Here is a 15133-nt window from a genome sequence, read left to right on the forward strand (position 1 = left end):
GTATAAGTGGAGGAACACAATGGCCGAAGGTAAGGATTTTTATGACGTTTTAGGAGTCAGCAAGGATGCATCTTCAGATGAAATCCGTAAGGCTTATCGAAAACTATCAAAGAAATATCATCCGGATTTAAATAAGGAACCCGGAGCAGAACAAAAATTTAAAGACGTCAACGAAGCCTTTGAAGTATTGAGTGATGACCAAAAGCGTGCTCAATATGACCAGTATGGATCTGCAGATCCTAATGCTGGATTCGGTGGCGGTGGCTACGGACAAGGCGACTTTAATGGCTTTGGCGGTGGTGGTTTTGACGATATCTTCAGTTCATTCTTTGGTGGCGGCGGACAACAACGTTCAGCAAGTTCTCCAAGACAGGGTGAAGATTTACAATACCAAATGGATCTTAAGTTTGAAGAGGGTGTTTTTGGTAAAAAGACTACCATTAAATATCAGCGTGAAGATCTATGTCATACTTGTGGCGGATCTGGTGCTAAACCTGGTACAAGCCCTGTTACTTGTTCTAAGTGTCACGGAACTGGAACTATCCAAGTAACACAAAACACACCACTTGGACGTATGGTTCGTCAACAAACTTGTGATGTATGTAATGGTACTGGTAAAGAGATTAAAGAGAAATGTGCAACTTGTGGTGGATCTGGTCACGAACAAAAACAACACGAAGTTAAGGTTACTGTTCCAGCTGGTGTTGAAGATGGTCAACAGATGCGTTTACAAGGTCAAGGTGAGGCCGGACACAACGGAGGACCCTATGGTGACTTGTATATTATCTTTAAGGTACGTCCAAGTGATATTTATGAACGAGAAGGCTCGGAAATTTACTTGGATCAAAATATTTCATTCCTACAGGCTTCATTGGGTGATGATATAGAAGTTCCAACCGTTCATGGTAATGTTAAGCTGAAGATACCTGCAGGAACACAAACTGGTACTAACTTCAGATTAAAGGGCAAAGGAGCTCCTCATTTGCGTGGTAATGGTACTGGTGATGAACATGTTAAAGTTACAGTCAAAGTACCTCGTAAGCTAAATGCTAAGCAAAAAGAGGCGTTAAAGGCTTTTGCTGAAGCAAGTGGTGAAAATGTTTCTGATCACGGTAAAAATGGCTTTTTTGATAAGTTTATGAATTAATATAAGGTTCGGTTGTCTTTTATGGCAGACCGAACCTTTTGATATACGATAAAATTGTAATGGCCTTATTCGGTTGATATAATTAAGTATAAAAATGAAAAGAGAGTAACAAATGACAGCAGAATATTCTGATTTAAAAGAACGACAGGAACATATTCGAAATTTTTCGATTGTTGCTCATATTGATCATGGGAAATCGACCCTAGCCGATCGAATTTTAGAGTTGACTGATACCGTTGCAAAACGTGATATGCAAGATCAACTTCTAGATTCTATGGATCTCGAACGTGAACGTGGTATCACGATTAAACTTAATGCCGTTGAGTTACACTATCATGCTCAAGATGGTGAAGATTATATTTTTCATTTAATTGACACTCCTGGACACGTGGACTTTTCTTATGAAGTCTCACGAAGCTTGGCTGCTTGTGAAGGAGCCGTCCTTGTAGTAGATGCCGCCCAAGGAGTCGAAGCACAGACTCTGGCTAATGTTTATTTAGCAATCGATGATGATTTGGAAATTGTACCAGTTATTAATAAGATTGATTTACCAGCTGCTGATCCAGAAAAAGTTCGCAAAGAGATTGAAGATGTAATTGGATTAGATGCTGAGGACGCAGTCTTGGCAAGTGCTAAAGCTGGGATCGGTATCCAAGAATTGCTGGAACAAGTTGTACAAAAGATTCCAGCACCAGATGGCGATTTTGATAAACCATTAAAGGCACTTATTTTTGATTCCAAATATGATGATTACCGTGGGGTTGTTTTAAGCATTCGTCTGATGGAAGGTATGGTTAAGCCTGGAGACAAAATCCGCTTGATGAATAGTGGAACAGAGTATGAAGTAACTGAAATTGGAGTTAATTCTCCTAATCCAGTTAAAAAGGATTTCTTGATGGCGGGAGACGTTGGTTATCTTTCAGCAAGTATCAAGGATATTAAGGATACTCGAGTTGGTGATACGCTAACTAGCGCTACTAAACCTGCAGATAAGCCTTTAGAGGGTTACCGTGAAATGAGTCCTATGGTTTATTCAGGCCTTTATCCAACTGATAATGCTAAGTTTAACGATTTACGTGAGGCTTTGGAGAAGTTACAGTTGAATGATGCTGCACTTGAATTTGAGCCAGAATCATCACAAGCTTTAGGATTTGGTTTCCGTTGTGGATTCCTTGGCTTATTGCATATGGACGTTGTTCAAGAGCGTCTTGAACGTGAATTCAATTTGGATTTAATTACAACAGCACCATCTGTAACGTATCACGTTGATTTGACTGATGGAACTCAACTTATTGTTGAAAATCCTTCTGAAATGCCTGATACTTCAAGTATTCAACATGTTTCAGAACCATTTGTAAAAGCTAATATTATGGTTCCAAATGAATATGTTGGGGCTGTAATGGAACTGTGTCAGTACCGCCGTGGTATTTTCGACACGATGGATTATATTGACGATAATCGAGTTAATGTTAAGTATTCATTACCACTTTCAGAAATTATTTTTGACTTCTTTGATAAACTGAAATCAAGTACAAGAGGTTATGCCTCATTGGATTATGAAATCGAAGATTACAAAGTTAGTGACCTAGTTAAGATTGATATTCTATTGAATGGCGATAAAGTGGATGCTTTAAGTTTCATTGCTCATCGTGATTTTGCACAGCAACGTGGGAATGAAATTACTGCTAACTTGAAGAATATCATCCCTAGACGTAACTTTGAAATTCCAGTTCAGGCTGCAATCGGTAATAAGATTATCGCTCGTACTAATATCAAAGCTTATCGTAAAGATGTTACATCAAAAATTCATACTGGTGATCCAGACCGTCGCGCTAAATTGTTGGATAAACAAAAGCGTGGTAAAAAACGTATGAAAGCTGTTGGCAAGGTGGAAGTGCCACAAGAAGCCTTCATGTCAGTTTTACAAACTGATACCGAGGGAAAAGGCGGTAAATAGGCATTCCTGAAAACGTCCAACAGACATAAACGGTGATTTGCCAACCATTTGCCAACCCTAAGTAGGATTTAAAAGTGACAGTAGTTTGTTACTACAGTTATTGGCTGATAATTTTCTATCATAATTCCCATCAAATTGGGAAATTATTTTACAAAAATCGATTGGAACATTTTACTTTTATATGACAGTAGTCTACAATGGTTAATTATCAGAAGCGGTTTGAGTAATATAATGCAGTGAGGTGAAGATAAATTTTAAACCGAACAAAACAGTTTTTAAGAAGCAATAAGCTTCAATATGAAAAGAAATATATTCAACCCTTAATGACGCCAGAAAACGTGTATGTTTTTAAGTTTGGTAAAGAAGAGCTAAATAATCGAGTTATTATTAAATACTCTCATACCTGGACAGGTCGTATTAAAATCAACGAGATTGATTTACGACTTCACAAACAAAAACATCCTCGTATTTTTAGAAGAGAAAGTGACTTAGTTAGTTATCTTAAACGACACATGTCATCTGAAAATGGTGAGAAGTTAATTCGTCGTCGTAAAAAGCACCATGCTAAGAAAGCTAAGAGTGCTGAATAATTATAAAAATAGAGCTTCGGCTCTTTTTTTGTACCTTTGAACTTGACGAATAAGAATTGATAACGTATTGTATTAATCAAGATGATCCTTAATTTGGTCCAGTGAGGCCAGAAGGCAGCTTTTAATATAAATTATGTCCATGGCTATAACTATAATTTAAATTAAACGTGAAGTCTCCTGACCAATAACTGGCTAGGAGACTTTTTATTTTGAGGAGGATGTAGTTTATGGCAAAGCAAAAAGGATTTAGGAATGAAGACGCAGTTTTAGACATTCATGATCGTCCCAAAACATGGCAACTATTTGGACTTTCTATTCAACACATGTTTGCAATGTTTGGTTCGACAGTTTTGGTTCCAATTTTAGTGGGATTGAATCCTGGAATTGCTCTTTTTAGTTCTGGTGTTGGTACACTGTTATACATATTAATTACTCAAGCTAAAATACCAGCATACATGGGTTCTAGTTTTGCATTTATTGTACCAATGATGGCCCTCATGAAAACTACCGGTTATCCAGGAATTGCACAGGGTACAATTTCGGTTGGTGTAGTTTATCTAATTGTTGCTCTAATCATTAGTCATTTTGGATCAGACTGGTTGGATAAAATATTACCACCAATTGTTGTAGGGCCAATCGTCATGGTAATTGGTTTATCACTAGCTGGTACAGCAGCAAAGGACGCAACGATGCGTCAGCTTACAGCAACTAAAAGTGTTTATGATTTGAAATTCTTTGCCATTGCACTTCTAACTCTACTTGTCACAATTGGTTTCAATATGTACTTGAAGGGTTTTATCGGCTTGATACCAATTTTATTAGGATTAATTGTTGGATATATAATTGCACTCGCATTTGGAGTTGTAGATTTAACTCCAGTTCAAAATGCAAAATGGCTCCAAATACCATACTTTGAAATTCCTTTTGTAACTTATAAGTGGAAATTTGATTTAGGTGCAGTACTTAGTATGGCACCGTTAGCATTTGTAACGATGACAGAGCATACCGGTCACATTATGGTTTTAAATACATTGACTAAACGAAATTTCTTTAAAGATCCTGGTTTACATCGAACATTATCTGGTGATGGTTTAGCTTCAATGGTCGCTGGTATTATTGGCGGACCACCTGTTACTAGTTATGGTGAAAACATTGGGGTGCTGGCTGTTACTAAGGTTCACAGTGTCTATGTTCTGGGCGGAGCCGCAATTAGTGCGATTGTGTTCAGTTTTATTGGTAAACTCAGTGCTTTGATTCAAAGTATTCCAAGTCCAGTTATTGGTGGAATTAGTTTCCTTCTTTTTGGAACCATTGCAGCCAACGGGTTACGAATTCTGATTGATAATCAAATCGATTTTAATAAAAAACGAAATCTGATGATTGCTTCATCAATTTTGGTCATTGGAATTGGAAATGCGAGTCTAAATATCAGTACTCTAAGTTTTTCAGGATTAGCAGTTGCAACAGTTTTAGGGATTGTGATGAACTTGGTTCTTCCAGATCTCGCCGCAAGTGAAAAATAGAATTCAGAAATTTATGACCAAATAAGGTATGATATAAGTATTATATTTTAAAGAGGTAAGCAATTTTGAAATGGACAGAAGTTAACGTTAATACCACTAATGAGGCCGTTGAGGCGGTTAGTAGTATGTTTGAAGAATTAGGTGCGATTGGGGTTAAAATCGATGATGCACTTGATTACGAAAATTACCAAACAACTGGATTTGGAGAACTGTATGAACTAAAGGATATTCCTCATATCACTGAAGGAGCAATGGTTTCAGCATACTATCCAGAAACAACAGATTTAAAGCCAATATTAACAACTTTGAAATCTAAATTAGATCAGTTATCAAGTTTTGGTATTGATGCTGGTAAAAATGAAATCACCACTTTAGCAGTTAAAGACGATGATTGGGCAACTGCTTGGAAAAAATACTATCATCCAGTACGGATTACACGTTATCTGACGGTTACACCTAGTTGGGATGAATATAAACCCACTCAAGAATCAGAACATGTAATTCGCTTAGACCCCGGAATGGCATTTGGTACTGGAACCCATCCTACAACTCGTTTATGTTTACAAGGACTTGAAATGGTTGTTCGTGGTGGCGAAAGTATGTACGATGTTGGAACTGGATCTGGTGTATTAAGTATTGCCGCTAAGCATTTAGGAGTTGGTGATATAGAAGCATTCGATTTAGACGATATTGCAGTAAAAGCTGCTGAAGAGAATTTAGACTTGAATCCCATCGCAAAGGATATCAAGGTTTCTGCCAATAACTTATTAGAGAACAAAACTAAAAAAGTTGATTTAATTGTAGCAAATATTTTGGCTGATATTATTGTGCCATTGGTACCACAAGCTGCTCAGCTATTAAATGAAAATGGATACTTTATCACTTCGGGTATTATTGATGATAAACTTCCAGTGGTTTTAGCGGCACTAGAAAAAGAACATTTTAAAATTGAAGAGATTTTACAGTTTGGTGAATGGCGCGGAGTCATTGCAACCAATCGAGTAGATGATTAGGGATTATTATGCAAAGATATTTCTTAAAAACCGCAGTCCATCAGGATGATATAACTTCACTTTCAGAAACCGACCAAAATCATTTGGTTAGAGTTTTACGGGCACAAGCTGGAACGGAAATTGAAGTAGTCGATATATCTCAGAAGGTATACATTGCAGTTTTATCAGATGATTTAAACCACATTAAGATTGAAGCTGATATTACTAAATCAGTTGAATTACCAATCGATGTCACGATTGCCTGTGGACTATCCAAGGGCTCAAAAAGCGAATTTATTGTCAAAAAAGCTACGGAACTCGGTGCAAAAAAAATTGTTTTCTTTGAAAGTAAATATTCAGTTGTTCATTGGCAAGGAAAAAATATTGATAAAAAGATTCAACGTTTAAATAAAATTGCGCAAGGTGCTGCTGAACAATCTCATCGTCAGGTTATTCCAACAATTGAGTATTTAACCTTTACTGATATTTTGAAAACTAATAATGCTATCAAATTAGTGGCATATGAAGAATCTGCTAAACAGAATGAAACTGCTAAGTTAGTTCAACTATTGAATCAAGCTAAACAAAACATGTCTGGTAGTCTAATTGCTCTTTTTGGACCAGAAGGTGGTATTGCACCAGAGGAAATTGAACAACTCACTGATAATGGATTTGAATTAGCTGGTTTAGGACCACGAATAATGCGAGCGGAGACAGCACCTCTTTACTTATTGTCTGCAATCTCGTATTCTTTAGAATTAGAAAGTAAATAGGAGATTTGTACAATGAATAGAGTTCGAATATTAATGAATGATTCACACTGGCGTTATTGGATTTTTTCAATCTTAATAGGAGTTTTGCTACCGTTTATTTTGAAAATCTGTCGGACACCATCAGTATTTATTGATATGTGGTTTTTAATTGTGTTGAATATTGCAGTTAGTTTTGTGGTAGGTAATCTAATTAAGACCAGTCAGTTAAAGTGGTTTATGCTATTTGTTTTTCCACTAACTTTCTTAGTAGGGGCATTTCTGTTGTTACCTCGTTATTCATATTATTTTGCTTTAATCTATTTCTGTATTGAATTCCTTTCTTACAGTATGGTTAAAGAGTAAATAGTTTTCTAATTTAGCGCCTTTAAATAGCGTTGTTATTGCATTTTAGGCCAATCAAAAGTATACTAAATTAAACGTAAGAAGCACGTTGTCTATTGATTTCGTGCTTTTCTTGTATCTTAAAGTAGGTGAGATTATGTCAAAAGAGAAAGTTTTAACTGCCACAGATGTAATGAATATGTGCGAAGAATATATGAATGACACTCACGTGGCCTTTGTTCAAAAGGCTTGCGATTTTGCTGCATATGTTCACAAGGAGCAGTATCGACAATCAGGCGAACCATATATTATGCATCCCATTCAAGTAGCTGGGATTTTAGCTAATTTAAAAATGGATCCTGAAACGGTTGCCGCTGGTTTTTTGCATGATACCGTTGAAGACACTTTAATCACATTAGGTGATATCGAAGAATTATTTGGTAAAGATGTTGCTGTCATTGTTGATGGTGTTTCTAAGATTAGTAAAATTAAATATAAGTCTAATCAAGAACAGCTTGCTGAAAATCACCGTAAGCTGTTATTAGCTATGTCGCACGATATCCGTGTAATCATTGTTAAGTTGGCTGATCGTTTGCATAACATGCGCACCTTACAACACCTACGACCAGACAAACAACGTCGTATTTCTAATGAAACTTTGGAAATTTACGCTCCGTTGGCTGAACGATTAGGTATTAGTACCATCAAGTGGGAACTAGAAGATATTTCACTGAGATATTTAAACCCACAACAGTACTATCGAATTGTTCACTTAATGAATTCTAGAAGAACTCAACGTGAAGAGTATATCAGTGAAGCCATTGGTGAAATTCAGGGTGCTATTCAAGATCTCAATTTAACAGGAACTGATATTTATGGACGTCCAAAACATATCTATTCTGTTTATCGTAAAATGGTTGATCAGCACAAACAATTTAGCCAAATTTATGATTTACTAGCTATTCGAGTTATTACTCAATCTATCAGGGATTGTTACGCTGTATTAGGTGCTATTCATACCAAATGGAAACCAATGCCCGGACGTTTTAAAGACTACATTGCCATGCCAAAGGCCAACATGTATCAGTCTTTGCACACCACCGTCGTGGGCCCAGAAGGTAAACCATTAGAAATTCAGATTCGAACTGAAGAAATGCATCGGGTTGCTGAATATGGTGTTGCAGCTCACTGGGCTTATAAAGAAGGACAAAAGGATCAGGTTAAAGAAACCAATACTGGCGATAAGCTTAACTGGTTTAAGGAAATTGTCGAATTGCAGAATGAAAGTAGCGATGCTGCTGACTTTATGGAAGGTGTTAAGGGCGATTTATTTGGTGATCGTGTCTATGCATTTACGCCTAAAGGTGATGTATTCGAGCTTCCTAAGGGTGCTGGACCACTTGATATGGCCTATACGATTCATACCGAAGTTGGTAATAAGACAACCGGCGCTAAAGTAAATGGTAAAATTGTTCCTTTAGACTATGCCATTAAAAATGGTGATATTGTCGATATTCTCACTTCCAGCAGTTCGTTGGGTCCTAGTCGTGATTGGATTAACTTAGTATCGACCAGACGAGCACGCAATAAAATCAAACAATTCTTCCGTCATGAAGATCATGATGAAAATGTCCTTAAAGGACGCGAATTAATTGAACATCAACTACGTCAAATGGGATTCAATCCTGCAGATGTAATGACTGATGAAAAAGTTAAAAAAGTTGCTGTTAATATGAATTATTCTCAAATCGATGATTTATATGCAGCTGTTGGTTTTGGTGATATGGCACCTGTTGGTGTTTCTAATCGATTAACTGACGATGTTCGTTCTCAACGTGAAGAGGAACGACAGCGTCAACAAGAAAAGGATCTTTTGGAAGAACACCAAACAATTTCTAACGATAATAAAACTGAGCAAAAGAAAAAGAAGAAAAATAGTTCCAATGGTGTCTTGATTGACGGTGCCGAGAACTTATTAGTTCGTTTAAGTCACTGTTGTAGTCCAGTTCCCGGTGATCCAATTGTGGGTTATATTACAAAGGGCCGTGGTGTTTCTGTTCATCGAACTGACTGTCCTAATGTTAAACATGCCGAAGAACAGGGTGAACGAATCATTGATGTCCACTGGGAAGATGTTAATGATGAACATGAAGTTTATTCAGCTGATTTAGAGGTTCAAGGATACAATCGAAACGGATTATTAAATGATGTTTTGAAGTCAGTAAATAACCAAACTAAGAATTTATCATCGATTAACGGAAAGATTGACCACAATCGAATGGTTATTATCAGTTTGACGATAGGTGTCCATAATTTAATGCATCTTGAACGGATTATGGATACTCTTAAAAATGTGAAAGATGTTTATGTTATCAAACGTCCGACACACTAAGAGGTGGAATGAATGCGAGTAGTACTCCAACGTACAAAGCAGGCTCAAGTATCAATAGATTCTAATATTGTTGGAAAAATTGACCATGGCTTCTTGTTATTAGTTGCGTTTAATGATGAGGATGAACGTGAGGATTTAGAATATACAGTTCATAAAATTGTCAATATGCGTATTTTTACGGATGAGAATGGCAAGATGAATCTTAATATTCAACAAACTAATGGTCAAATTTTGTCTGTTTCTCAGTTCACACTTTTTGCTTCAACTAAAAAGGGAAATCGGCCTAGTTTTACAAATGCTGGTGATTCCGAACATGCTATGAAGCTCTACGAAGAATTCAATAACATGTTAATCGATTCTGGACTTAAAGTGGAAACTGGCGAATTTGGTGCCGATATGCAGGTTGAGTTGGAGAATGATGGGCCTGTTACAATTATTTTAGATTCAAAGCAAAGAGAATAATTATTTTTATAAAGCTTAGAAATTCAGGGACCTGGTAAAAGCATTGGCTTTACTTGGTCTTTTTTTTGTTGGAGGAGTTTACAAATGGATTTAATTTTTGATTTCGACGGTACTTTATTTGATACTTATCCATCGATGGTGGAGTCTTTTAAAGTGGCAGCCACTAAATTTGAGCTAGTACCAGATCTAACGGTTATTTATCATCAAATGCGTCAACATTCGTTAGGATATGCAATCAAGGAATATACATCAAAAAATAGCATTGATCCAATTGATTTTCGAAAATACTACGATGAATCACAAAATGTAATTGCGATTGATAGCAAACCATTTAGTGGTGTACCAGAAGTTCTTGAGAAGGTTATTCAGCAGGGTAGAAAGAACTTTTTACTGACGCATCGTGATCAAATGTCGCAAGATATTTTAGACAAAAATCATCTTGAAGACCTATTTACTGAAATGGTGACTAGTAAGATGAAATTTCCCCGTAAACCTGATCCAGCCTCTATGTCATATTTAATCAATAAATATAATCTCAATAAAAAAACGACCCTAATGGTCGGAGATCGAAATCTTGACATTGAGGTCGCTCATAATGCTGGAATACGAGGTGTGTTATTTGATCCAGATCATTTAATTGATCCAACAAGCAATCCAGATTTTAGTATTACAGTTTTTGATGAACTATTGAATATAATTGATTAACGATTGAGGAACGTTTTTAAACCAATTGTAACGGAATTAGCAACCTTGGTTGGATAATCGGAGCTAGATAATTCTTTGAAATCTTTCTTAGTGTTGATGTATCCACCTTCAATTAAAATAGCTGGCCGTTTATTATCACGCAGAACTTCGTAATCACCAAAGTCGACACCACGATTATAAAGCGGAACATTGTTAACAATTTCTTGGTTAATATCTTTTGCTAATTGAAGAGAGCCATTGTTCTTATGATAGTAATAGGTTGTATCGCCAGTTCCATCATTATTGTTAGCGGCTGAATCATAGTGAATGCTAATAAAGGCATCTGCTTTTAAATCATTAGCCATTTTAGGTCTGGGAGCTAAGTCAACGAAGACATCCTTGTCGCGGGTCATGATGACTTTAGCACCTGCTTGTTGTAAATGCTTTTCGATGACTCTAGAAGTCCTTAGCGTATAAACTTTTTCTTGATTCTTTGGATTAATAGCTAGAGCTCCGGAATCATTGCCACCATGGCCGGGATCAATTACAATTGTTGATTCTGAAAGTTTGGAAGCAACTTGCCCCTTTTGAAAACCACGACCAGTATTCCAGGCAGGAATCCAACCAATTGCTTGTTTACCGTAGCGAATACGATACCAATCGTTATTTTCGGATAGAACACTAACTTTCTTTCCTTGATCGAGGGTTCCTAACTTACCGGCAAAGCGGTTGTTACTGGTTCGAACCACAGTCTGATCCAAACCAATAATTACTTGCTTGGCTTTGAAAAGCGGTTGGATAATGATAAATGTGAGGATAAAAAAGGCTAATCCGATTACTAGCTGAATTAAATTTCTTTTAATGTAGTTTAAAATTATATCTGGATTCATTTTATGTGTCCTTTACTTTACTACAAAGCATTATAACAAACTTTAGCAAGCTACAACATTTCTGTTATGATAATCTTGATTTTTTAAGGATTGTCTAGTAGTCTAGATTATAAGTTAATATAACCGATGATGAATTAGAGTAAGACGTCGTGATGTATACAGAAAGTTCGAGGGCTGAGAGCGAACAACACATTGCGTTTGAAAGACAAGTTCTAGGTTGGGGATGGCCCCCGTTAATAAAACGATTAAAGTTAAACTTTAAGGTGGTACCGCGCAAAGCGCCCTTGTTAATTCAAGGGCGCTTTTTAATTTAAAATGAGGTGAAAGAGAAATGAAATACCAAAAACCAAAGGGAACAGCTGATATAATTCCACCATTTTCAAATGAATGGCAGTTTGTAGAACAGACAGCTCGAGAAACTTTTAAACTGTATAATTATTCCGAAGTTCGAACACCAATTTTTGAAAACTTTGAGGTATTCTCACGCAGTGCCGGGGATACATCTGATATTGTAACTAAAGAGATGTATGATTTTCACGATAAGGGTGATCGTCACATTGCACTTCGTCCCGAAGGTACAGCTGGAGTGGTTCGCTCATTTGTAGAGAATAAATTATATGGACCAGAACATGCTAAGCCAGTTAAACAATACTATATGGGACCAATGTTCCGTTACGAACGTCCTCAATCAGGTCGACTAAGAGAATTTCATCAGATCGGTGTGGAAGCATTTGGTAGTGATAGTCCACGAATTGACGTTGAAACGATTGCAATGGCCATTGATTTCTTACACCGGCTCAAAGTTGATGGTACTAAACTGGTTATTAATAGTTTAGGTGATTTAGATACACGTAAAAATTATCGTCAGGCTCTAATTGATTACTTAGAACCACATTTTGATGAATTAAGTGAAGATTCTAAAGAACGTTTGCACAAAAACCCATTGCGTGTTCTTGATAGTAAAGATGCAAATGATCAAAAACTTGTTGAAGATGCACCATCTATCTTAGATTTTCTTACACCAACTGCAAAAGAACATTTTGATGTTGTTAAAGAAACTCTTGACCAACTTGGAATCGACTTTGTGATTGATTCAAATATGGTCCGTGGTTTAGATTATTATAATCACACAATTTTTGAAATCATGGTCAACAACAAAGCGTTAGGTCATGGGGACGTTACAATTTGTGCTGGTGGTCGCTACAATGGCTTAGTAGAAGAATTAGGTGGACCTGAGTGTTCAGGAATGGGATTTGGCTTAGGTGTCGAACGACTTCTACTTATATTGAATCAAGAGTTAAAAGATGAGTTACAGAAAAATGACCTCGATTTTTATGTAGTTGCCATTGGCAACAAAGTTAAAAACGCAGCATTTAAATTGGTTCAGGATTTACGCTCATTTAACTATCGTGCCGACCAAGATTATTTAGATCGTAAACCAAAGGGTCAGTTTAAGTCAGCAGATAAGTATCATGCTAAATATGTTTTAACTCTAGGTGAGAGTGAGTTGGAACAAGGTACTGTTAACTTTAAGAATATGGAAACTGGCGTTGAAAAAGTTATTAAGAATGACAATTTAGAACAAGAAATTAAATCATTAACGGAGGAATAATCATGAAACGAACAACATATGCCGGTTTAGTAGACCAACAATATTTAGACCAAGAAGTAACACTCAAAGGATGGGTTCAAAAACGTCGTAATCTCGGGCAATTAATCTTTATCGATTTGCGTGACCGCGAAGGAATTGTTCAACTAGTATTTAGTAATGAATTTTCAAGTGAAGCTTTGGAAGTTGCTAACCAATTACGAAGTGAATTTGTTTTAGAGATTACTGGTAAAGTTGTTCAAAGAAAAGACAAAGATGTTAATCCTAAGATGAAGACAGGCCAAATCGAAGTTGAAGTTCATCAAGCAACTATTTTGAATACTGCTAAAACAACTCCGTTCAGTATTGAAGATAACGTTGATGCTTCTGATGAATTGAAGATGAAATACCGTTACTTAGATTTACGTCGTCCTGAAATGCAAAAAGCATTAATCATGCGTAATCGAATTACACAATCGGTTCACAGTTATTTAGATGAAAATGGTTTTCTAGATATTGAAACACCTAATTTAACTAAATCAACACCAGAAGGAGCTCGTGACTATTTAGTTCCTTCACGTGTTTATCCAGGACATTTTTACGCTTTGCCACAATCACCTCAATTATTTAAACAGTTATTGATGGGTGCTGGATTTGACCGTTATTACCAAATTGCTCGTTGTTTTAGAGATGAAGATTTACGTGGAGACCGTCAACCTGAATTTACTCAAATTGACTTGGAAACTAGTTTCTTAGATGCAGAAGAAATCCAAGACTTAACTGAAGGTTTAATAGCTCGTGTTATGAAAGACGCACTTGGTATTGAAGTTAAATTGCCATTTAACCGAATCTCATGGAATGAATCAATGAGTCGTTTTGGTACAGATCAACCTGATGTTCGCTTTGGTATGGAACTTAAAGATATCAGTGAAATTGTTAAAGATTCTGACTTCAAAGTCTTTAGTGGTGCTGTAGCTAATGGCGGTCAAGTTAAGACTATTGCAGTTCCTGATGGAGCCGAAAAGTATTCTCGTAAAGATATCGACAAGATGGGTAAACATGTTGAACGCTTCGGCGCTAAGGGACTTGCTTGGTTGAAGATTACTGATGATGGATTTACTGGTCCAATCGCTAAGTTCTTTGATGAATCCAAGGAAGAAGCTATCATGGCTGCTGCCGGTGCTAAAGTTGGAGATTTGTTATTGTTCGTTGCTGATCGTAAGAAGGTTGTTGCTGATACGCTTGGATATCTTCGTGTTGCAATTGCAAATGAACTAAACTTAATCGATGAATCAGAGTTTGCCTTCCTTTGGGTTGTTGACTGGCCACTATTCGATTACAACGAAGGGGATCAACAATGGGTTGCTGCTCATCATCCATTTACAATGCCAAATGAAGAAGATGTTCATTATCTAAATGATGGTGAAGATCCTCATAAAGCTCATGCACAAAGTTACGATATTATTTTAAATGGTCTCGAACTTGGTGGTGGTTCAATCCGTATTCACAATAAGGAAATCCAAGAGAAGATGCTTAAGGCCCTCGGATTTACACCAGAAAAAGCTCATGCTCAATTTGGTTTCTTGTTAGACGCTATGGATTATGGATTCCCACCACTTGGCGGATTAGCAATCGGTTTGGATCGTTTTGTTCGTCTCTTAGCTAAACGTGATAACATTCGTGATGTTATTGCCTTTCCAAAGAACTCTAAGGCTTCAGAACCAATGACTGAAGCACCAACAAAAGTTTCAGATGCTCAATTGGAAGAACTTTACTTAGAAACAACTAAATCTGAAGATAAATAAAAGATTGGA

At 36.7% G+C, this 15133-nt stretch carries 13 protein-coding genes; 12 read left to right on the top strand and 1 reads right to left on the bottom strand.

Annotation, left to right across the window (positions count from 1 at the left end; all coding sequences use genetic code 11):
- Window positions 1–19: 19 nt before the first annotated feature.
- The 10 genes from dnaJ to IV88_RS00175 all read left to right on the top strand — a co-directional run bounded on the left by dnaJ (window position 20) and on the right by IV88_RS00175 (window position 10862).
- On the top strand, window positions 20–1147 hold the full coding sequence (dnaJ, locus tag IV88_RS00130) for a molecular chaperone DnaJ (protein ID WP_057797484.1): 1128 nt from the start codon (window positions 20–22) through the stop codon (window positions 1145–1147).
- A 112-nt stretch (window positions 1148–1259) separates the two neighbouring features.
- Window positions 1260–3104 (top strand): translation elongation factor 4, encoded by a 1845-nt coding sequence (lepA, locus tag IV88_RS00135; protein WP_057797485.1) that lies wholly within the window; start codon window positions 1260–1262, stop codon window positions 3102–3104.
- Window positions 3105–3355: 251 nt separating this feature from the next.
- Window positions 3356–3694: a hypothetical protein gene (locus tag IV88_RS00140; RefSeq protein WP_057797487.1), complete on the top strand. Its 339-nt coding sequence runs from the start codon at window positions 3356–3358 to the stop codon at window positions 3692–3694.
- Window positions 3695–3921: 227 nt separating this feature from the next.
- Window positions 3922–5217, top strand: a complete 1296-nt coding sequence (locus IV88_RS00145) for a uracil-xanthine permease family protein (protein WP_057797489.1) — start codon at window positions 3922–3924, stop codon at window positions 5215–5217.
- Between the two features lie 65 nt (window positions 5218–5282).
- Window positions 5283–6230 (top strand): 50S ribosomal protein L11 methyltransferase, encoded by a 948-nt coding sequence (gene prmA / locus IV88_RS00150; RefSeq protein ID WP_057797491.1) that lies wholly within the window; start codon window positions 5283–5285, stop codon window positions 6228–6230.
- 8 nt (window positions 6231–6238) lie between these two features.
- A complete protein-coding gene (locus IV88_RS00155) occupies window positions 6239–6982 on the top strand; it encodes an RsmE family RNA methyltransferase (RefSeq protein ID WP_057797493.1) in 744 nt (247 codons plus the stop codon).
- 12 nt (window positions 6983–6994) lie between these two features.
- Window positions 6995–7324 (top strand): hypothetical protein, encoded by a 330-nt coding sequence (locus tag IV88_RS00160; protein WP_057797495.1) that lies wholly within the window; start codon window positions 6995–6997, stop codon window positions 7322–7324.
- A gap of 136 nt (window positions 7325–7460) precedes the next feature.
- Entirely contained in the window at window positions 7461–9695 is a 2235-nt protein-coding gene (locus tag IV88_RS00165; protein WP_057797497.1) for a RelA/SpoT family protein, read from the top strand.
- Between the two features lie 12 nt (window positions 9696–9707).
- The gene (gene dtd, locus IV88_RS00170) at window positions 9708–10157 is read left to right on the top strand and encodes a D-aminoacyl-tRNA deacylase (protein ID WP_057797498.1); all 450 of its coding nucleotides are present in this window, start codon (window positions 9708–9710) and stop codon (window positions 10155–10157) included.
- An 84-nt stretch (window positions 10158–10241) separates the two neighbouring features.
- Window positions 10242–10862, top strand: a complete 621-nt coding sequence (locus tag IV88_RS00175) for an HAD-IA family hydrolase (protein ID WP_057797500.1) — start codon at window positions 10242–10244, stop codon at window positions 10860–10862.
- On the opposite strand, the gene IV88_RS00180 is transcribed toward IV88_RS00175, so the two are convergent.
- A complete protein-coding gene (locus tag IV88_RS00180; protein WP_057797502.1) occupies window positions 10859–11731 on the bottom strand; it encodes an N-acetylmuramoyl-L-alanine amidase family protein in 873 nt (290 codons plus the stop codon). The two genes, IV88_RS00175 and IV88_RS00180, sit on opposite strands and share 4 nt — an antisense overlap.
- Window positions 11732–12062: 331 nt before the next feature.
- Here IV88_RS00180 and hisS point away from each other — a divergent pair, with 331 nt between their 5' ends.
- On the top strand, window positions 12063–13343 hold the full coding sequence (gene hisS / locus IV88_RS00185) for a histidine--tRNA ligase (protein ID WP_057797504.1): 1281 nt from the start codon (window positions 12063–12065) through the stop codon (window positions 13341–13343).
- A 2-nt stretch (window positions 13344–13345) separates the two neighbouring features.
- On the top strand, window positions 13346–15124 hold the full coding sequence (gene aspS, locus IV88_RS00190) for an aspartate--tRNA ligase (protein ID WP_057797506.1): 1779 nt from the start codon (window positions 13346–13348) through the stop codon (window positions 15122–15124).
- Window positions 15125–15133: the final 9 nt, after the last annotated feature.

The organism is Pediococcus argentinicus (genome assembly GCF_001437605.1).
GTDB classification, from domain to species: Bacteria; Bacillota; Bacilli; order Lactobacillales; family Lactobacillaceae; genus Pediococcus; species Pediococcus argentinicus.

What these genes read in the sequence shown, in the direction of transcription:
- dnaJ (WP_057797484.1), top strand. Translation starts at nt 20, where the DNA reads ATGGCCGAAGGTAAGGATTTTTATGACGTTTTAGGAGTCAGCAAGGAT.
- lepA (WP_057797485.1), top strand. Translation starts at nt 1,260, where the DNA reads ATGACAGCAGAATATTCTGATTTAAAAGAACGACAGGAACATATTCGA.
- IV88_RS00145 (WP_057797489.1), top strand. Translation starts at nt 3,922, where the DNA reads ATGGCAAAGCAAAAAGGATTTAGGAATGAAGACGCAGTTTTAGACATT.
- IV88_RS00155 (WP_057797493.1), top strand. Translation starts at nt 6,239, where the DNA reads ATGCAAAGATATTTCTTAAAAACCGCAGTCCATCAGGATGATATAACT.
- IV88_RS00160 (WP_057797495.1), top strand. Translation starts at nt 6,995, where the DNA reads ATGAATAGAGTTCGAATATTAATGAATGATTCACACTGGCGTTATTGG.
- IV88_RS00165 (WP_057797497.1), top strand. Translation starts at nt 7,461, where the DNA reads ATGTCAAAAGAGAAAGTTTTAACTGCCACAGATGTAATGAATATGTGC.
- dtd (WP_057797498.1), top strand. Translation starts at nt 9,708, where the DNA reads ATGCGAGTAGTACTCCAACGTACAAAGCAGGCTCAAGTATCAATAGAT.
- IV88_RS00175 (WP_057797500.1), top strand. Translation starts at nt 10,242, where the DNA reads ATGGATTTAATTTTTGATTTCGACGGTACTTTATTTGATACTTATCCA.
- IV88_RS00180 (WP_057797502.1), bottom strand. Translation starts at nt 11,731, where the DNA reads ATGAATCCAGATATAATTTTAAACTACATTAAAAGAAATTTAATTCAG.
- hisS (WP_057797504.1), top strand. Translation starts at nt 12,063, where the DNA reads ATGAAATACCAAAAACCAAAGGGAACAGCTGATATAATTCCACCATTT.
- aspS (WP_057797506.1), top strand. Translation starts at nt 13,346, where the DNA reads ATGAAACGAACAACATATGCCGGTTTAGTAGACCAACAATATTTAGAC.